The organism is Streptococcus gallinaceus, from assembly GCF_040545695.1.
Taxonomy (GTDB): Bacteria; Bacillota; Bacilli; order Lactobacillales; family Streptococcaceae; genus Streptococcus; species Streptococcus gallinaceus.
Window position 1 is genome coordinate 101,659 of sequence record NZ_JBEPMK010000004.1, and the last position, 19,986, is coordinate 121,644.

A 19,986-nucleotide genomic window follows, 5' to 3' on the forward strand; every position below is an offset into this window, starting at 1 on the left:
AAACTGGAATGTAAACCCTTTCTTTTTGATTTTTATAAGTTTTTATGACTTTTTTTCATTTTCATCGCGATGCAGAAAAAGTGTGATTGCCTGACCACTCTCCAAACACATACAAAAAAGATTGAGGGAATACCTCAATCTTTTTTGTAATGACTAATCGTCCTGACGTTTCTTGACAAGCCCAATTCCTGCAAGAAGAGTTGCGACTCCAAGAGCTGTAAGGGCCGTACTACTCTTATCGCCTGTACTTGGAAGAGACTGTTCTTGTTTCGTTGGCTGTACGGATTCTGCTTGAGCTTTTGGTGCAGCCGTATCATCAGCTTTTCCAGTCGACAAGTTTGTCACGTTTTTAACCTCGTCTTTATCTTCTGGTACATTTGGTGCTGGCGCTGGCTTGGCTGATTTTCCGTTCTGATCAGCAGGAGCTGGAGCGACTTTAGCCATTCGAATAATGGTTGCTGTCAAGGCATCTAAGGTAATACCATCAGCCGTAAAGTGGACGCCTTCTGGATTGCTAATGGCAGTAATACCTGCTTCTTTGCCATCAGCTAAGACCTCTCCTTTTAGAAGGGCTTTGAAAGCATCTCCCAAAGCAATGGTTCTTGACTTGGCGTCAGCATTGACCAAGACAGCATAGATATCGCCATTGCTTGCAGTGACTTGGTAGCCAATCACCAAATCTTTTTCAGCAACACCATTCTCGCCTGGGACGGTAATCAATGTCACAGAAGCATCGACCGCATCCTTACTTCCTAGACGGAAGGCATCTGTCGAGCGACGTAAGGCAATCAATCCTTTTGTATAGGCTTGGCTGCGGGTATTTTCTGGATAACGTTCTGCATTGGTTGCTTTTGTCCAGTCAAAGTGGTTGATGGCATCTGTTGAATCATAAGAATCATGAATGAAATAAGGGTATTCAAATGGTGTGCCATCTTCATTAGTCAAGAAGTGTGATTTATTTGGTACCTTATCATCAGCAACCTTGCCCTTGTAAGCCGGATCTCTGAACTGTTTGGTACGACCGTATTCTTGTCCTGAATGGATAAACGGTGTTCCTTGTGCAGTCAAGACCAGCAAGTTTCCAAGACGAAGACGACGGTGGATTTCAGCATTATTTGCCGCAAGGGCTGGGTCTTTTTTGATGGACTGAGCGATGATGTCAAACAAGGTCAAATTATCATGGGCTGCAATGTACTGAATCACATCACCTGGATCATCTGCGGTAAAGTTGGTTGGCTGCGCTTTGATATTCTTAAAGACAGAAAGCACATCACGCGCTCCACCTGTGATAAAGGCTGGTGAGCCTTCATTTGGATAGCCAGATTTCAAGGTATTTCGCATGTCATCAGAGAAGGACGCAACCGTATCAGTCTTGGACATCCAGGACTGGTCTGCTGGTTGCTCAGGCATGTTTTCATCGCCTTGGTAAGTCACCCAACCCTCACCTAACATAATCACTTTAGGGTTAATGGCTTTTGCTTCATTGAAGGCTTTTTCAATAGCCGCTGCATCATGGTCACCCATCATGTCAAATCGGAAACCATCAACCTTGTAGTTTTCCACCAAGTATTTAATCGAATCAACCAAAACACGACGGCTCATGTAGTGAGTGGTTCCAAGGCGGCCACCACCAAATGATGTCCGAGGAGTACCATCAGCATCCATAAAATGGTAATAGTTTGGCTCAAGATTTTCAAAAATATCAACATTAGCCGTGTGGTTGTACACCACATCCAACATCACACCCATACCACGTTTGTGAATTTCATTCACCAAGTTTTTAAACTCTTCAATGCGTTTTGCAGGATCTGTCGGATCGGTTGAGTACATACCTGTCAAGGCAAAGTAGTTTTGTGGGTCATAACCCCAGTTGTAGTTGGTATTGCTTGAGCTGTAGGTTGACAAGCGTTCTTTATTGGCCAATTCATTGACGAAGTAATAGCTCATGACTGGGAGCAACTGCACATGCGTGATACCCAAATCTTTCAAGTAATCCAGGCGCTCTACAAATGAAGCAAAGGTTCCGAACTGATTGTTGAGTTCAGCTGAAATGGCTTCGTCTGACGTGAAGTCGCGCACATGCGCTTCATAGATGACTGCATCTTCACGTTTGGTGAAACCTTTGATATTAGCAAAACCAAGATTCTGCTCACCAATCGCTGCCACATCAACGATAGCGGCTTTAGCCACCTTGTAAGATGGTCCTTTATCAGCAAGACTGCTATTCCAAGCTGCTAATGACTTCGCATAAGGGTCTAAGACCAGAACAGACTGATCTCCGCGCGTAATTTCATAGTGGTAGTAATAGCCACGGAAATCAGGAATATTTAAAGCAGTTGTTGCTGATAGCGTTGTTGTCCATTCACCCTGGGTTCCTTTGGTCATAGCGACCTTACCAACTACTTTAGTTTGGTCTTGTTTGTCGTAAAGAACAACAGAAACGGCGTCTGCACTCGGTGACCAGAGGGTCATATCAACCTTGGCACCTGCTTCTTTGACACGAGCACCTAGTTCACCATCATAGGCGTATAAACTGTCCTTGTACTGCCAGTTTGCGCGTGCCTGCACAGCATCTTTTTGATAGGTGACGGTAAATGGCCCTGACGCTTGGTCGAATTGTCCAGTAATGGTCACTTTATTTCCTTTTTCGTCTACTGTTACATCTGTAATTGGCTGTACTGTTTTATCCTTAGAAGTCACAGTCAAGTTTTTCAAAATGGTCTCCTTATCGGTATCTGAGAGTGTTGTAAAGCTTGCTTCAATGGTCGTTGGACTTACTTGTTGAGCACTTGTAATGCGAACATTGTTGACATAGTAGGGATTGGTATAGATGGTTGAATCATCGTCTCGCACAAACAGTTGCGTGTGGTTTTTCAAGTCTTTAAATACGTAATCTTTTGGTTGTACCTTGACTGCATCTCCTGTCTTGCTTTCATCCAGAATCAAAAAGCCTAGTTCTTTTAAGTCTGCGAGTTTGACATCTAGGTATGCGCCATATTGCCCAACACCTTTAAAGTTGACACCATCTGGCCAGTTACCTTGTTGCTTGGCAATCGATGAATCCGCACTTCCCCACAACCACAAGGATTTTGTAGCATAATCTTTATCGCTACGTAAGTAATTGATACGGATACTGCCTTCTGCAAGCGGCTCATAATAGGAGACTTTCTTATTATCCTCAACCCAGACTTCATTGGTCTGTTGATTGAGCAATTCGACAAAGTTATCACCCGTCAAATTATCGCCCTTGGTGTTGTTAATCAAGAAGCCTACTTTTGAGCGTGCTCCTGTTTTTAACTTGACATCAAGGTAGTAGCCATAGTCATCTTTTTTAGCTGCTGCAAGGCTCGTCGCACCATTTGGCCAACTACCGACCTTATCTGAAGGTGTTTCCACATCTTCCCATGTCCATAATCCGAGTGATGACAGCTCTCCATCAGGCAAAGTCTTAAAATGCATCCGAAGGGTATTCTCAGCGATAGGATCTGCTGTTTTCGATGTTGCTACTGACGTTTCTGCTGCTGTAGCAGCTGCTTTATCTGCTGTTGTTGCTTCGCTTGGTTGGGCAACTACTGCCTCTTCAGGGCTTGTAGTTGGTGTTTCTGTTGTGGCAGAAGATGGCTCATTCTCCTTAGTTTGTTGAGCTGGAACTGGCTCAGATGCCGTTGCTGGAGCCGCATCTTCCTCTGGTTTTACTGATTCGGCTGTTGGCGCATTCGGAGAGTTTGTTGCTGCGGGTTGTGTGGTGGGCACAGATTCCTCTACGACCGACTCTACTGAAACAGAGGGCTGTTCTGTCGGTGCTGGAGCTACGGTTTCAGGTGTATCTGTCGATGTCGTAGCTGGTTGTACAAGCTCAGTTGTTGCCCCTGTCTCTTCAGCTAACACATGCGTTTGCACACTTCCTAGCCCTAAAAATAAGGCTGTCGCAATAGTCACAGATGCGGCACCTACTTTTAATTTACGGATACCAAAGTACTGACGACGTTCAGGCTGTACCCCTTGTTGGTGATTGAATCCTTTCATATATTCCTCCAAAATAATAGTATTGAAATCGTTTTCATAATCATTATACAAAATCAAACACATTGACGCAAACGTTTTCTTGAATTCTAAGAATATAAAAATGAACTATTCGGGCTTTTATTATCTAAAAATATAGAAAAATGAAGACCGAACTGGTTGGCTAAATACCAGAATGTCAGCCGATTTTACCATCTGCTAATGCTTGCTCAATACAATTTTTTCATCGCTTATAAAAACAAAAAAAGCCGGATGCAGCCATCCAACTTCCTCACGATACCAGCGTCCATCTTTCAAACTATAAACTCAGATGTGGGTATCAATATTTTCTAAAGCGCTTGTAGCGATCCAACAACAGCTCCTCTACTGACTGGTTTTTCAGATGAGCTAATTCGGCAATCAATTCTTCTTTTATCGCTGCAGCAACTTCCCGAGCAAATTTACCATGTTCAGGAATAATTTTGTCAACGATATCCAATTTCAACAACTCATAAGAAGTGATTTTCATCAACTCGGCTGCTTCCATGGCTCGACTGCCATCCTTCCAGAGAATAGAGGCGAAACCCTCCGGACTCAACACAGCATAAATAGAGTGTTCCAGTATCCAAACGCGATCAGCAACCGCCAGAGCCAGTGCGCCGCCAGAGCCTCCCTCACCGATAATAATAGCAATAATCGGCACTTTGAGGTCACTCATTTCCATCAGATTACGGGCAATGGCTTCTCCCTGACCACGCTCCTCGGCACCAACACCTGGATAGGCACCGGCTGTATTGATAAAGGTAATAACTGGACGACCAAATTTTTCAGCCTGCTTCATGAGTCGCAAGGCTTTTCGATAGCCTTCTGGATGCGGTTGACCAAAATTTCGATTGAGATTATCCTGTAGATTTTTCCCTTTTTGGATGCCAACAACGGTCACCGGACTACCGCCAAGGAGGCCTACACCACCAACCACAGCACCATCATCCCGAAAATGACGGTCTCCGTGCAATTCGATAAAGTCATCTAAGATATGTTCTGCATAATCCAAGGCAGTCCAACGCCCCTGATCACGGGCTTGACGAATTATATTGACAATATCACTCATAAGCACCTCCGTGTATTCTTAATAAACCAGCAATCGTCTGGCGCAACTCCTGCCGCTTGACAATAGCATCCACAAAGCCGTGTTCCAACAAAAACTCAGCCTTCTGGAAATTATCTGGCAAATTTTCTCGAACGGTATTTTCAATTACACGACGGCCTGCAAAGCCGACCAAGGTCTGGGGCTCTGCCAAGATGATGTCTCCTTCCATAGCAAAAGAAGCTGTAACCCCACCCGTCGTCGGATCGGTCAAAACGGTCAGATAAAAGAGTCCCGCATTGGAATGTTGCTTTACAGCAGCTGAAATTTTCGCCATCTGCATGAGACTCATAATCCCTTCCTGCATGCGTGCCCCACCCGAAGCGGTAAACAAGACCACAGGAAGTCGCTCTTGGGTCGCAAGTTCAAACAGACGCGTAATCTTCTCACCGACCACTGTCCCCATGGAAGCCATGATAAAGTTGGCATCCATGACCCCGATCGCTACTTTTTGTCCATCAATCTTAGCCAGACCCGTCAAAACAGCTTCATCTAGACCCGTTTTTTCCTGAGTTGCTTGCAATTTTTCCATATAACCGGGAAAATTCAATGGATTTTTAGTCCGGATACCCGTAAATAACTCCTCAAAGCTATCCTTGTCCACAATCAAATCCATCCGCTCATAAGCCGAGATACGGAAGGTATAGCTACAAGCAGGGCAGGCCTTGGCTGCTCCAAAATCCCTTTGGTAGACTGTCTTTTTACAGCCTGGACATTTGATAAATAGCTCGTCTGGTACTTCTGGCTTTGCTTGCGGACCAGCTTGGATCGTTGAACGATTCGGATTGATACGGATATACTTATCCTTTCTCGAAAACAAGGCCATGATTTCTCCTTTATTCTTCTAATTTGTTACGGTAATTTGGAAGAAATTCTTCCATCAAGTAGGCTGTATCATAATCTCCAGCCACCACACGCTTATCTGAAATCAATTCCCACTGGAAGTCAACATTGGTCGTAACTCCCTCAATTTCCAATTCATAGAGGGCGCGTTGCATTTTCATCAAGGCTTCAAAGCGATTTTCCCCGTGAACGATGACCTTGGCAATCATAGAGTCATAAAAAGGCGGAATCGTATAGCCGGTATACATAGCCGAGTCAACCCGCACTCCAACACCACCAGCCGGCAAGAATAACCCCTTAATCTTACCCGGACTAGGTGCGAAGTTAAAGGCTGGATTCTCCGCGTTGATACGGCACTCGATGGCATGTCCTGTGATGACAATATCCTCCTGCGATACACTCAACTTCTCGCCAGCAGCAATTTTGATTTGCTCTTTAACAATATCCACTCCCGTGACAAATTCGGTGACAGGGTGCTCTACTTGGACACGGGTATTCATTTCCATGAAGTAAAATTCACCCTTTTCTTCGTCCAATAAAAACTCAATGGTCCCAGCATTTTCATAAGAAACAGCCTCAGCCGCCCGAACAGCTGCTTGACCAATCTTGTCTCGCATCGTTTGCCCAATCGCAATCGATGGTGCTTCTTCCAAAACCTTTTGATTATTCCGCTGGAGTGAGCAATCGCGCTCTCCCAAGTGAATAACCCGCCCATGCTGGTCAGCCAATATCTGCACCTCAATGTGGCGTGCAGGATAGACAACTCGTTCCAAATACATAGCCCCATTGCCAAATGCAGCTTGGGCTTCTTGTGAAGCGGACTCGAAGGCTGGTCGCAAATCTTCAGGAGCCGTTACCTTACGAATTCCCTTTCCTCCACCACCCGCAGAAGCTTTCAGCATGACCGGATAGCCAATCTCTTCAGCGATTTTCAAGGCTTGGTCTGCCGTATAAACTTCTCCATCAGAGCCCGGGATAACAGGCACACCCGCACCAATCATCTCTGCACGCGCATTGATCTTGTCGCCCATGGTGTCCATGACCTTGCCTGACGGTCCGATAAATTTAATCCCAACTTCTTCACACAAGGTCGCAAACTTGGAATTTTCACTCAAGAAACCAAATCCCGGATGAATGGCTTCCGCCCCTGTCACAACCGCTGCAGAAATAATCTGCTGCATATTGAGATAGGAATCTGTTGAACGAGCCGGACCAACACAGATAGCCTCATCCGCCAAAATCGTATGCAAGGCTTCCTTGTCTGCTTCTGAGTAAACCGCCACCGTCGCAATTCCTAATTCCCGAGCAGCACGAATAATGCGCACTGCAATTTCACCACGGTTGGCAATCAAAATTTTACGAAACATGGCTGATTTTCTCCTTTTCTAATTTCCAATGGCAAAAGTCAAGGTCCCAGAAGCGGCTAACTTGCCATCCACTTCTGCTTTGGCTTCGACCACTGCAATCGTCCCACGACGCTTGACAAATTTAGCCGTCATGATGAGCTGGTCTCCTGGAACAACTTGTTTTTTGAATTTAACCTTGTCCATGCCCGCATAGAAAACCAACTTGCCCTTGTTTTCATCCTTGGATAATTCCAAGATACCAGCCGTCTGTGCCAAGGCTTCCATAATCAAAACACCTGGCATGACTGGATATTCTGGAAAATGTCCATTGAAAAAGGGTTCGTTAATGGTCACATTTTTAAGGGCAACAATCTCATCGTCCGACACTTCCAAGACACGGTCGACCAAGAGCATGGGATAGCGATGGGGCAGAGCTTCTTTAATCTTTGTAATATCAATCATTTGATGCGTACCAATCCTTGTCCAAATTCAACCACAGCTTCGTTGGCGACAACAATTTCTGTCACGACACCGTCACGAGGTGCTGGCACTTCATTCATGACTTTCATTGCTTCAATGATAAGCAAGGTTTGTCCTTTTTTAACCGTATCGCCCACAGACACGAAAGCTGCTTGGTCTGGAGATGGAGAAAGGTAGGCCACCCCGACTAACGGACTATCGACAAGTTCTCCTTCTGCAGCAAATGGTGTGTTTTCCTCCGCAGCTGCTACTGGTGGAACTGGTGCACTTGCAACGGAAACTTCTTGAACTGGAGTAGGTGTGACAACTTTTTCTGGAACAAGAGCTGGTCCATGTTCATTTTTGCTGAAGGTCAACTCCCCTTCTGCATTTCGATAGGAAAATTCTCGCAAAGATGAGCCATCAAACTGACTCATCAAGTCTTTCACTTCTGAAATATTCATCTAGTCCTCCCAGCGCTTAAAGGCAACAACCGCATTGTGCCCACCAAAACCAAAGGTATTTGAAATGGCATAACGAATATCCATGTCGCGACCTTGGCCCATGATAATATCTGCCTCAATATCGTCTGATAATTCCTGGGTCCCAGCTGTCATCGGTGCATAGGAATGACGGATTGCTTCAATCGTTGCCACAGCCTCAATCGCACCTGCTGCCCCCAACAAATGTCCTGTAAAGGATTTTGTAGAAGATACTGGCGTTTCAGTCCCAAATACCGATACAATCGCTTGGCTTTCACCTTTTTCATTGGCCGGTGTAGACGTTCCATGTGCATTGATATAATCCACATCTTCTGGAGTAATGCCTGCTTCTGATACTGCTAATTTCATAGCCTTGATCGCACCCAATCCTTCTGGATGTGGGGAAGTCATATGATAGGCATCACAGGTATTTCCATAGCCCACGATTTCGGCTAGAATTGTCGCACCACGTTTCTGTGCATGCTCCAAACTTTCCAAGACCAGTACTGCAGAACCTTCACCCATGATAAAGCCATTTCTATCTTTGTCAAATGGGATTGATGAACGAGCTGGGTCCTCTGTCGTAGACAAGGCTGTCAATGCCTGGAATCCACCAATTGCAAAGGGCGTAATGGCCGCTTCTGCCCCACCCGCTAGCATCACATCTTGAAAACCAAACTTGATTTCACGGAAAGCTTCACCAAGTGCATCGTTAGAAGAAGCACAGGCTGTGATAACACATTTACATGTACCGTTAGCACCGACGGCCATGGCAATATTTCCAGCCGCCATATTGGGCAAGGCCTTAGGAAGGGCCATCGGACGAATACGTTTTGGACCTTTTTCATTCATACGAGCAACTTGCTCTTCAATTTCCAAAATCCCGCCGATACCAGTCGATAAAATCACTCCGAAACGGTCATGGTCCACTTGCTCCGTATCCAGACCCGCATTGGCAACAGCTTCACGCGCTGCATAGAGTGCATACAGCGAGTAGTTATCATAGCGGTTGCTATCTTTTTTTACAAAGTATTTGTCAAAAGGAAAATCCTTCAACTCTGCTGCATTACGAACATTATACTCACTTGTGTCAAATTTTGTAATTGGACCAATTCCAATCTTACCTGTCGCAAGACTCTCCCAAAATGTTTCTGGTGTATGTCCAATTGGTGATGTCACACCATATCCTGTTACCACAACTCGATTCGCCTGTGTCATACTCTTCTCCTCTGCTTTTTACTTTTCCTACATGGAAATTCCGCCATCAATGGCAATAACTTGTCCTGTCAGATATTCTTGACGAGCTAGAAAGGCTGCAACCTCTGCAACCTCATCCGGTTGACCAAAACGCTTCATCGGGATTTGCCCCGTCATCGCCTCTTTGATTTTATCTGACAATACAGCTGTCATATCTGATTCCACAAAACCTGGGGCAATCACATTGACCCGCACATTTCGTCCAGCAACCTCACGCGCCAAGGACTTAGAAAATCCAATCAACCCTGCCTTAGAAGCCGCATAATTGGCCTGGCCTGCATTCCCAATCAAGCCCACCACACTGGATACATTGATAATGGCTCCTTCGCGTGCCTTTGTCATCGGCTTCAAAACCGCCTGCGACATATTAAATGCACCTGTCAGATTCACTTTCAATACCGATTCAAAATCTTCTTCTGTCATTCGCAACATCATGCCATCTTTTGTGATACCAGCGTTGTTGACCAAGATATCTACTGACCCCAAAGCCTCGATCGCTTCTGCCACCATACGCTTGGCATCGGCACTACTTGAAATATCTCCTGAAATCCCAACAACCTTAACGCCGTAGTCAGCAAATTGCCCAAGCAAATCTTCTGACAAGGCAGAGCGACCATTTAGAACGACATTAGCACCGAGACTCGCAAATTTGTGAGCAATCGCTAGACCTATTCCACGACTTGACCCCGTTACAAATACATTTTTATTCTTAATTTCCATTCCATCCTCCTAAAAGAGTTTCAAAACTTGCCACATCATCCACTTGATAAACTGGCAACGTTTTGTCAATTTTTTTAATAAAACCAGATAATACCTTCCCAGGTCCAACCTCTACAAATTGCTCGATACCGAGTTCTTTCAAGCAAGCAATCGACTCGTAAAAGCGCACAGGCTCCATCACTTGACGGGCCAACAAATCAGCAATTTGATTGCCTTCCATGACTTCTGCCTCCGTATTGCCAACTAGAGGAACCCGAAAGTCTGCAAAGTGAATACTAGCTAATTCCTCTGCCAATTGCTGGCTAGCTGGTGCAAGCAAAGCAGTGTGGAAGGGGCCTGATACATTGAGAGGAATCAGTCGCTTGACTCCGGCCTCCTTCAATAATCTCACCGCTTCATCGACAGCTTCTACTTGACCACCAATCACAATCTGTGTAGGGGTATTATAATTTGCAGGGCTAACAACACCTAGATTCGATGCTTCTTGACAAACTTGTTCAATCAAGGCTACATCTGCATTGAGCACTGCAACCATTTTTCCGCTACCTGTGGGAGCGGCTTCTTCCATAAAAGCACCGCGTTTAGCAACTAAGACCAAGGCTGTCTCAAAGTCCAAAGCTCCTGCAGCCACCAAAGCCGAATACTCTCCAAGCGACAAGCCCGCCACAGCATCAGGCTCAATCCCATGTTCTAGCAACAAGCGATAAATAGCCACCGATGTCGTCAAAATAGCTGGCTGAGTATAGCGAGTTTGATTTAATTTATCCTCCTCCAGGTCAATCAAGTCACGAACATCATAACCCAATATCTGGCTAGCTTGGTCAAACGTCTCTTTCACAACTGAGAATTTTTCATATAAATCACGCGCCATCCCCACAGTTTGCGCACCTTGACCAGCAAATAAAAAAGCAGTTTTTGTCATCTTAGTCTCCCACTGATGCCCAACGAGCTACTTCTTGACGAATGACCTCTGCCGCACCGTGATAAATATCTTTCAAAATTTCTTCACAGGTTTCTTCTGCGCGAACAAGCCCTGCGATCTGTCCCGCCATAACAGAACCATTTTCTACATCACCGTCCACAACCGCATTGCGAAGAGCTCCTGCTCCTAAGACTTCAATGTCTTCTGCCGACTTTTCACCACGTAAAAAATCTTTTTCCGCAGCTGTATAAGCAGATGACAATTTATTTTTCAAAGCACGGACAGGATGCCCTACGATAGAGGCCGATACCACTGTATCAATATCCTTGGCTTTCAAGATCTTCGCCTTGAAATTTGGATGCGCATTGGATTCCTTAGCAACTACAAAACGTGTTCCTACTTGGACAGCTTCAGCTCCCAACATAAATCCAGCGGCCGCACCACGGCCATCTGCGATTCCTCCAGCAGCAATAACTGGAATAGACACCGCATCAACGACCTGACGAACCAAGGTCATCGTCGTCAATTTCCCTATGTGCCCTCCAGCTTCCATACCTTCTGCAATCACCGCATCTGCACCCAGTTTTTCCATTCGTTTTGCCAATGCCACACTCGGAACCACTGGGATGACTGTAATTCCCGCCTGATGGAAACGTTCCATATACTTGCCCGGATTACCCGCACCAGTCGTTACGACCTTGACACCTTCTTCGATGACCAAGTCGACGATATCATCTGCAAATGGAGATAAAAGCATGATATTCACACCAAAAGGCTGATCTGTTATCGATTTGACTTTATCAATGTTGGCTTTGACAACCTCTTTAGGAGCGTTTCCTCCACCAATGATTCCCAAGCCACCTGCATTTGATACTGCACCAGCCAAGTCCCCATCCGCGACCCAGGCCATACCGCCTTGAAAAATCGGGTATTTGATTTTCAATAATTCTGTAATTTTTGTTTGCATCCTATCCTCATTTCATTTGCTTAGATAATACTTTGATGTTCAAAACATTACCTAAACAAGAGGGAGGTGACTCCCTCCACTCAGTCTATATAATTTGATATATAAAATTTTTGAATATCAAACTATTTTTGCCAAATAAAATGCTATATCATAGCATTTTAGATTTATTTTGTTTGTTCTTCAACGTAGTTAACCAAATCAGCAACTGTGTTCAAACCATCTTCAGATTCGATTTGAATGTCAAATGCATCTTCAATTTCTGAGATAACTTGGAACAAGTCCAATGAATCTGCATCCAAATCTTCAAAAGTTGTTGTCAATTGAACTTCTTCTGCATCCTTACCAAGTTCTTCTACGATGATTGCTTGTACTTTCTCAAATACTGACATGTTGTGTCTCCTTTTATATAAAAAAATTTTTTAATAACTGTAAAGACAGTTCATTAACTAAAGTTTGAGTAGGATGGCTCCCCATGTAAGGCCACCGCCAAATCCGCTTAACAGCACGGTTTGCCCACCATCCAATTGCAAGGTTCCATTTTCCACCAATTCAGATAGTAAAATAGGAATTGTGGCTGCGCTAGTATTGCCATAATTGGCCAAATTCGTCGAAAATTTTTGAGGGTCAACCTTCAATTTTCGAGCGATTTTTTCCAAAATTCGAACATTGGCTTGGTGGAGCAGGAAGTAATCCACCTGTTCCGCTGAAAATCCTTGTTTGTCTAGCAAGGCAGCAATTGTTTGTGGCACATCTCGCACCGCAAAATCAAAGATTGCTCGGCCATTCATTTTCAGGTGAGGATTGCCTTCTTCCCTAGTAGAAAAGGGAGAAGTTAGCCCTTGTTGACCCGATGTCAATCCCTGACCTCTTGCTCCGTCTGTCCGCAGAATTTCAGCTAAAAACTGTTTTTGTGAACCAGCTTCTAGCAATACACCGCCCGCACCATCTCCAAACAATACAGCTGTGGTACGATCTGTCCAGTCCACTGTTTTTGACAATACTTCTGCACCAATCACTATCCCTTTTTGATAGGTGCCCGATGCGATCAGTTTTTCTGCCATTGAAAGGGCAAATACAAATCCTGAACAAGCCGCGGAAAGATCAAAGGCAAATGCCCGACTGGCACCAATATTGGCTTGAACCAAGGCAGCAGTTGATGGCATATTGCCATCTGGGGTAATGGTGGCTACTAAGATAAAATCAATATCCTCCGCAGCACTACCACTCTTAGCAAGGAGTTGCTCCGCAACCTTGGTTGCCAAGTCACTCGTTTGCTCTGTTATGACAATTCGGCGCTCTCGGATACCAGTCCGACTGACAATCCAATCATCGCTGGTATCCATGATCTGCGCCAAATCATCGTTGGTTACAATCTGTTCTGGCAGATAATGTGCAACCTGACTAATTTTTGCATAAGTCATTACTTCAAATCCTCTAAGAAATCGTAAAGATTACGCAACCCTCTTTTCATAGCCTGAAACTCTATCTCACTCATACCACTGGTAATCTTCTTCACCATTTCATTGTGAAAACGTTGGTGAAGACGATAAACCAAGCGGCCTTTCTTGGTCAGATAGAGGTGAACAACTCTTCGGTCCTTTGTCGATCGAACTCGTTCGATATAACCTTTTCGCTCAAGATTATTCAGACTAGTCGTAACCGTCCCCAATGTCACCATCAAGGCGCGGGATACGTCACTTGGTGTCGCATCTTTCTTGTCCCCAATGACATCAATGGTATGAACTTCTTTGATTGACACGTCGTTAAATCGACTGCTACGAAGAGTTGCTTCTTCTATGATTAAGACGTTATTAAAGACTGATGTTAGGTATTCATTAATCTTCTGGTCTTCCAAAATAAGCACCTCCTGTATTTTTGCAAACAAAGTATACACCAATACCATTTGATTGTCAAACTTTTTTACCCATCTAATTATTAGAACCCTTTAAACTGTGGACGTCTTCGTTCAGAATGAGCCAAGACGCCTTCTTTGAAGTCTTCCATAAAGGCCAACTCTTTCTGCAAGCGCAATTCAAGCGTACGATAGGCTTCCCATTCTTCAAATTGACTCTTCCACATCATTTCTTTAATGGCGCGATAAGAATTTGCCGACCCGCGCAATAATTTTTTGATGGTTTGTGTGACTGTCTTCTCTATTTTTTCAGATTCAACCGCCTTGTATACCAGGCCATACTCCTGAGCTTTTTCTGCTGATAAACCTTCGCCCGTCATCGCTAACTGGCTAGCACGATTGGCCCCAATAGCGCGCGATAAGAGGAAAAGTCCGCCAGCATCTGGCGCTAAACCAACCCCCACAAAAGCCTGAATGAACTTTGTCTTGAAAGATGAAATGACAAAATCAGCTGCAGCAGCCATATTGGCAGCTGCACCCGCTACGGCGCCATCAGTCACCATTAGCACGACCTTGGGTAGCTTTTTGATGGCAAATGAAATATCATTGACTAGCTCAGCAATCTGAACCAGTGATGAAATGTCATCGGCATCAACTGCTCGCTTCATTTCCACCAAATCGCCCCCAACTGAGAAAATAGAACCGTTGGCTTGAATTTTTAGGATGGAAACTGCTCCATCCTTCTCCACTAATGAGAGGACTTCTAGAATTTCTTGGCACATGGGAATATTGAATCCATTGGAAACTGAAGGTCGATTCAAGGTCAATGTCGCAATCTTGTCATTCACTTCGTACTCAATCGTTGAAAATGCCATACCTTCTCCTTTTGTTTGATAATTAAAACATTTGAAAGTCAAATTTTGACTATTGTAGCATATTTTTTCAAAAAATATACAAATCCTTGCAATTCTGAATGTGACATCGGATGAAAGCTCGGAATAATCAAAAAAATCATTAGCTGCTCGCTAACGATTCTCTTTTATATTTTCTATTACATGACTCAGGTTACGAACGAGGCGATTGGCCTGACTTTGGTCCATCCCAAGCTCTGTATCCTCAATCGCCCAGACCTCTAGTCCTGCACTGACAGCGGCCTGAATTCCTTTGGCGGAATCTTCGATTACCAAGACTTCGGATGCATCATAGGCAAGAAAAGCTTGAGCTTTTTGGTAAACAGCTGGATCTGGCTTATAGGCTGGACAGTCAGCCCCGGAAAAAACAGTCTTAAAATAAGGAGCAATTCCAGCTTCTTCAATAGCCATCTGAACGTATTCTTTCTCAGTATTTGAACCAATAACAAGATCCAAACCCATCTCTACCAAGGCCTTCAGACTTTCCCGCGTATCTGGGAAAATCAACTCCTTATAAGGAATGGGATGTTTTTCCTTATAGGCCGCATATTCCTGACTTAGCTGCTCAATATCCCAATCTACCGGGCTATCTTGTAAAATCAATTCCCAAACCTGGCCGGATTTTCCCCCTACAAAGATTGCTGGTGGCAAATGATCAATTGAAATCCCCTTGCTGGCAAAAAAAGCTCTGCGCCGTTGATGATAAAAATTCTCCGTATCAAATAAGACGCCATCCATATCAAAAATAATGCCCTTGTAAGTCATTGTAATCCTCCAGCAAACTTTCACTTTTACTTCCATTTTACCATAAAATAGGCTATAATTATAGCTTTTAATAGGTTTCTGATATGACTTGAAACTTTTAAGCTTACTGACAAGCTACCTATATTTTGCTATAATAATAAAAAGTTTAAAGGAGCTCTTATGAAAGTTACAAAATTTGGCGGTAGTTCACTGGCTTCCGCTGTCCAAGTACAAAAAGTTTTTTCAATCATCCAAGCTGATCCAGAACGTCGTTTTGTTGTCGTATCAGCTCCAGGAAAGCGCAATGCCGCTGACACCAAAGTAACCGATGCTCTGATTAAGTACTACAAAGAATACGTCGACGGAAAGGATGTGACAGCCAGCCAAGCATGGATCATCAAACGCTACCAAGATATGGTGGACGAGCTAGGTTTTCAAGCAAAATCCATGGCAAAAATCGCTCAGGATATTGAAGTCTTGGCGACTCTTCCAATTGAAGACAACGATTTCCTCTACGATACCTTTCTTGCCGCAGGAGAAAATAATAATGCTCGACTCATCGCAGAATATTTCACCCATGCTGGTCTTCCAGCCCGCTACATCCATCCAAAAGAAGCTGGGTTGATTGTCAGCTCTGAACCTGGAAATGCACGCATTTTACCATCCAGTTATGACCGGATTGAAAGTCTGCATGATGCTGAGGAAGTGTTGATTATCCCTGGATTTTTCGGTGTGACTGTTGACAATCAGATTTGTACTTTCTCCCGTGGCGGTTCAGACATTACCGGTTCTATTATTGCCGCTGGTGTGAAAGCGGATCTCTATGAGAACTTCACTGATGTTGACGGTATCTTTGCCGCTCACCCTGGCATCATCGACAATCCGCATTCAATCGAAGAATTGACCTATCGAGAAATGCGTGAATTGGCTTATGCTGGTTTTTCTGTCTTACACGATGAAGCCTTGTTGCCAGCTTATCGTGGAAAAATTCCCTTGGTCATTAAAAACACAAATAACCCTGACCACCCTGGCACTCGCATTGTTCTCAACCATACAAAAGAGGCTCAACCTGTAGTCGGAATTGCGGCAGACGATGACTTTGTCAGCATCAACATCTCCAAGTACCTCATGAACCGTGAGGTCGGTTTTGGGCGCAAGGTCCTTCAAGTTTTAGAAGAGCTCAATATTCGTTGGGAACACATGCCAACAGGAATTGACGACTTGTCCGTGGTGCTTCGCGGTCGGGAATTAACTCCTATTAAGGAAGAAGAGATTCTTCGCCAACTTAACCACAAACTAGAAGTAGATAAAGCCGAAATTGAACACGACCTTTCTATCATCATGATCGTTGGAGAAAAGATGAAGAGCCATGTCGGAGTTGCTGCGACTGCAACCCATGCCCTTTCTGAAAAACATGTCAACCTTGCCATGATTTCGCAGGGAGCAAGTGAAGTATCTGTCATGTTCGTCGTTAAAACAAGCGAGCGCGACGAAGCTCTTAAAGCTCTCTATGATGCATTTTTCAACGCAAACTAGACCATAAAAAGCTGAGAAGTACTTTTCTCAGCTTTTTATTTTTTATTTTTCAAAACGTTTGACACCATCGAGATAGGTAACTTTCAAATGTCCTTGATCGTCTACGAGGATGAAGTCAGCTGCTCGTCCTGGTAGAATTTGTCCACAAACATTGTCAATGCCTACCGATTTGGCAGGAGCCAAAGAGGCCATCCGTAGAGCATCTGGTAAGGAAACTAAGCCCCATTTCACTACATTTTCAACAGCCTGAACCAATTCTAGGATAGAACCTGCAAGATTGCCTGTCTCTTTCAAACGAGCTGTCCCATCTTTGACCACAACTTCAAACTCGCCCAGTCTAGATTCACCTTCACCTTGACCTCCTGCGCGCATACAATCTGTGATTAAAACTGTTTCTTCCGCGCCACGTGCCTTGAAAACAATGTCTGCCGCAGCAGGATGGACATGATGTCCATCACAAATGACTTCTGCAAAAACTTTATCTAGCTCAAGCGCTGCCCCAACCATACCCGGCTCACGATGATGTAGACCGCTCATTCCGTTGTAGACATGAACAAAGATGTTGGCACCTGCCTCTACCGCCGCCTTGGCTTGGTCAAATGTCGCATCACTATGGGCTAAAGCTGTATGGATGGACTTGCTATTTGCAAAATCAATAAATTCCTTCACGCCTTTACGCTCTGGAGCGATGGCAATTTTATTAACAAGGCCTCTGGACAAACTGTGCCACTTATCCAACCGTTCAATGACAGGATCGCTCATGTATTTTGGATTTTGAGCACCTTTGTACTTTTCAGTGAAAAATGGACCTTCTAGGAAAATACCCTGAATCTTGGCACCTTTTTCCTCACCAGCGTGAAGACCAATTGTCTCACAAACAGCATCCAAATTCTCTGTCGTATCTGTCAAAGTCGTTGGCAACCATGACGTAACGCCACAAGAAAGCAAGCCTTCTGAGATGACTTTAATTCCTTCAAAATCATTGTCCATAACATCGTGTGAGGCGTAGCCATGGATATGGGTATCAACCAATCCTGGAGCCAATATATATTGACTATAATCTTCAATCTCACCATCTGGCTTTTCTAGAAAAATCTCACCAAAGAGACCGTCTTCAGTTACTTCTAGATAAGCATTTTCTACTTCTTTTTCTGCCAAAATCACTGACTTCACATGGATATATCGCGACATGTCTTCCTCCTTTTTTGGTCTATACCGATATTTTCCTTCATTATACGCTTGAAAAGGGAGATTGTCAAGTTAGAAAAAGAGGCCCGTGGCCTCTTTTGTTTTAATCATATACTCTCGGAATACGGTCTGAAAGCAGACAGACCACCTCATAATTGATAGTTTGAAGATAATCCGCCCAATCCTGCGTCGTAATCTCCTGATCATTATCTTCCCCGATGAGAGTCACTCGCGTACCAATCGGATAAGAGCGAGGCAATCGTAGGGTGATTTGGTCCATAGAAACACGTCCAACAACGGGACAAAATTGACCATCAACCAAGACCTTGAATCCTTGCATTTTGCGGATAAAACCATCCGCATAGCCAATTGGTACCGTACCAATCCACTCCTCACCCGAGGCAGTGTAGGTCCCACCATAGCCGACCTTGGCACCACTTTCTACTTGCTTGACATGCACCAATTCTGAAGTCAGAGAAAGAGCTGGTTGAATCGGATAGGGCATCTCCAAGGTACGACCGCTTGGATTCAGCCCGTAAAGCACATCTCCTAAACGCACCGCATTAAAGACTGTCTCCGGATGCCAGATGCTGGTTGCAGAGTTACTAGCATGCACCAGCTGCGGACAACTGTCCAGACTACGAATCAATTCTTGGAAGAAGGCAAGTTGTGCCTCAAATTGCTGCTGATCTTGCTCATCCGCCGTTGCAAAATGTGTAAAAATCCCTTGCACGGATGCTCCATTTTCAAGCAGAAGCTCTTGGGCTGTTTCTAACTCAGTTTTATTTCTAAAGCCAATTCGTCCCATACCACTGTCGACCTTCAGATGCACAATCAAGTTATCCAAGTCCAAGCCAGTTTCCAGTAGTAAATATACCCATTCCAAACTTGCTACTGCCAGGGTGATATTAAAGTCTATAGCTAGTTGAGCAACCGATATTGGAACGACCCCAAGGACAAGAATCGGTGCCTCAATGCCAGATTGGCGCAAATCTAGGGCTTCATCTATATTTGACACGCAAAAACCATCTACCAAAGGCGCCAATTGTCTTGCAACTTGCTGGACACCATGACCGTAGGCATTGGCTTTGACAACGGCCAAGCCTTTGGTTTCAGCCGACAAATGCGCCATTACTTGTTGAAAATTATCTGCAATAGCTTCGACATCTACACGCGCTACAGTTGGTCTATGTATACTAGCTTTCATCTTCTTCCTCCAAAATCAAGCTGGCTTGCACATATTGTCCGGAATGGCTAATGCTCAGCCAAGCTTTCCCATTAAAAGGCGATTTATTCACATAGGGGACACCTTTCTCATCATTCAAAATCTCAATATCATGAAACCCCAAGCTTCCAATACCTGTCCCCCAAGCTTTTGAGAATGCTTCTTTAGCCGCCCACCGTCCTGCCAGATATTCTATTTTTCGTTTTCCACTCAAGATGTGAAACCGTTCCAATTCCCTCAAGGTTAAAACCTTTTCGGCAAAACGGGGGCGCTTCACATATGCGGATTCGATAGCAGAAATATCCTGCAAATCTATTCCATGTCCAATAATCATATCTATCTCAAAAGGGCTGGTTGGTGATTTGATTCACACCTCCAGCCCTCA

Annotated in this window: 19 protein-coding genes; 1 reads left to right on the forward strand and 18 read right to left on the reverse strand. The window is 44.4% G+C overall.

Features of this window, described 5'->3' with window-relative positions:
• Positions 1 to 153: 153 nt before the first annotated feature.
• The 15 genes from ABID27_RS06420 to ABID27_RS06490 all read right to left on the reverse strand — a co-directional run bounded on the left by ABID27_RS06420 (position 154) and on the right by ABID27_RS06490 (position 15,673).
• The gene (locus ABID27_RS06420; protein WP_354281071.1) at positions 154 to 4,026 is read right to left on the reverse strand and encodes a pullulanase; all 3,873 of its coding nucleotides are present in this window, start codon (positions 4,024 to 4,026) and stop codon (positions 154 to 156) included.
• A 316-nt stretch (positions 4,027 to 4,342) separates the two neighbouring features.
• A complete protein-coding gene (locus tag ABID27_RS06425; RefSeq protein ID WP_354281073.1) occupies positions 4,343 to 5,113 on the reverse strand; it encodes an acetyl-CoA carboxylase carboxyl transferase subunit alpha in 771 nt (256 codons plus the stop codon).
• On the reverse strand, positions 5,106 to 5,975 hold the full coding sequence (gene accD, locus ABID27_RS06430) for an acetyl-CoA carboxylase, carboxyltransferase subunit beta (RefSeq protein WP_354281074.1): 870 nt from the start codon (positions 5,973 to 5,975) through the stop codon (positions 5,106 to 5,108). The genes ABID27_RS06425 and accD overlap by 8 nt, the downstream gene beginning before the upstream one ends.
• A 10-nt stretch (positions 5,976 to 5,985) precedes the next feature.
• Positions 5,986 to 7,359: an acetyl-CoA carboxylase biotin carboxylase subunit gene (locus ABID27_RS06435; protein ID WP_354281075.1), complete on the reverse strand. Its 1,374-nt coding sequence runs from the start codon at positions 7,357 to 7,359 to the stop codon at positions 5,986 to 5,988.
• Positions 7,360 to 7,377: 18 nt separating this feature from the next.
• Positions 7,378 to 7,800, reverse strand: a complete 423-nt coding sequence (gene fabZ, locus ABID27_RS06440; protein ID WP_354281077.1) for a 3-hydroxyacyl-ACP dehydratase FabZ — start codon at positions 7,798 to 7,800, stop codon at positions 7,378 to 7,380.
• On the reverse strand, positions 7,797 to 8,261 hold the full coding sequence (accB, locus tag ABID27_RS06445; RefSeq protein WP_253365132.1) for an acetyl-CoA carboxylase biotin carboxyl carrier protein: 465 nt from the start codon (positions 8,259 to 8,261) through the stop codon (positions 7,797 to 7,799). The genes fabZ and accB overlap by 4 nt, the downstream gene beginning before the upstream one ends.
• Complete coding sequence (fabF, locus tag ABID27_RS06450) at positions 8,262 to 9,497, reverse strand: beta-ketoacyl-ACP synthase II (RefSeq protein WP_253365130.1); 1,236 nt, start codon at positions 9,495 to 9,497, stop codon at positions 8,262 to 8,264.
• 27 nt (positions 9,498 to 9,524) lie between these two features.
• Positions 9,525 to 10,256: a 3-oxoacyl-[acyl-carrier-protein] reductase gene (gene fabG / locus ABID27_RS06455; RefSeq protein ID WP_253365128.1), complete on the reverse strand. Its 732-nt coding sequence runs from the start codon at positions 10,254 to 10,256 to the stop codon at positions 9,525 to 9,527.
• Positions 10,246 to 11,178, reverse strand: a complete 933-nt coding sequence (fabD, locus tag ABID27_RS06460; RefSeq protein ID WP_253365126.1) for an ACP S-malonyltransferase — start codon at positions 11,176 to 11,178, stop codon at positions 10,246 to 10,248. The genes fabG and fabD overlap by 11 nt, the downstream gene beginning before the upstream one ends.
• 1 nt (position 11,179) lies before the next feature.
• Complete coding sequence (fabK, locus tag ABID27_RS06465; protein WP_253365124.1) at positions 11,180 to 12,145, reverse strand: enoyl-[acyl-carrier-protein] reductase FabK; 966 nt, start codon at positions 12,143 to 12,145, stop codon at positions 11,180 to 11,182.
• Positions 12,146 to 12,309: 164 nt separating this feature from the next.
• Positions 12,310 to 12,534, reverse strand: a complete 225-nt coding sequence (locus ABID27_RS06470) for an acyl carrier protein (RefSeq protein ID WP_253365122.1) — start codon at positions 12,532 to 12,534, stop codon at positions 12,310 to 12,312.
• A 57-nt stretch (positions 12,535 to 12,591) separates the two neighbouring features.
• Entirely contained in the window at positions 12,592 to 13,566 is a 975-nt protein-coding gene (locus ABID27_RS06475) for a beta-ketoacyl-ACP synthase III (protein ID WP_354281081.1), read from the reverse strand.
• Complete coding sequence (gene fabT / locus ABID27_RS06480) at positions 13,566 to 14,000, reverse strand: fatty acid biosynthesis transcriptional regulator FabT (protein WP_354281083.1); 435 nt, start codon at positions 13,998 to 14,000, stop codon at positions 13,566 to 13,568. Before fabT ends, ABID27_RS06475 begins: the two co-directional genes overlap by 1 nt.
• 80 nt (positions 14,001 to 14,080) lie before the next feature.
• A complete protein-coding gene (gene fabM, locus ABID27_RS06485) occupies positions 14,081 to 14,872 on the reverse strand; it encodes a trans-2-decenoyl-ACP isomerase (protein ID WP_354281085.1) in 792 nt (263 codons plus the stop codon).
• Positions 14,873 to 15,022: 150 nt separating this feature from the next.
• Complete coding sequence (locus ABID27_RS06490) at positions 15,023 to 15,673, reverse strand: HAD family hydrolase (protein WP_253365114.1); 651 nt, start codon at positions 15,671 to 15,673, stop codon at positions 15,023 to 15,025.
• Positions 15,674 to 15,832: 159 nt separating this feature from the next.
• Here ABID27_RS06490 and ABID27_RS06495 point away from each other — a divergent pair, with 159 nt between their 5' ends.
• Entirely contained in the window at positions 15,833 to 17,188 is a 1,356-nt protein-coding gene (locus ABID27_RS06495; RefSeq protein ID WP_354281087.1) for an aspartate kinase, read from the forward strand.
• A gap of 42 nt (positions 17,189 to 17,230) precedes the next feature.
• Here ABID27_RS06495 and nagA read toward each other — a convergent pair whose 3' ends face one another.
• From nagA to acpS, 3 genes are all read right to left on the reverse strand, one after another.
• Positions 17,231 to 18,379: an N-acetylglucosamine-6-phosphate deacetylase gene (gene nagA / locus ABID27_RS06500; RefSeq protein WP_354281089.1), complete on the reverse strand. Its 1,149-nt coding sequence runs from the start codon at positions 18,377 to 18,379 to the stop codon at positions 17,231 to 17,233.
• 100 nt (positions 18,380 to 18,479) lie between these two features.
• Positions 18,480 to 19,583: an alanine racemase gene (alr, locus tag ABID27_RS06505; RefSeq protein WP_354281091.1), complete on the reverse strand. Its 1,104-nt coding sequence runs from the start codon at positions 19,581 to 19,583 to the stop codon at positions 18,480 to 18,482.
• Positions 19,573 to 19,935, reverse strand: coding sequence for a holo-ACP synthase (acpS, locus tag ABID27_RS06510; protein ID WP_253365098.1), 363 nt, complete (start codon positions 19,933 to 19,935; stop codon positions 19,573 to 19,575). The genes alr and acpS overlap by 11 nt, the downstream gene beginning before the upstream one ends.
• Between the last annotated feature and the right edge of the window lie 51 nt (positions 19,936 to 19,986).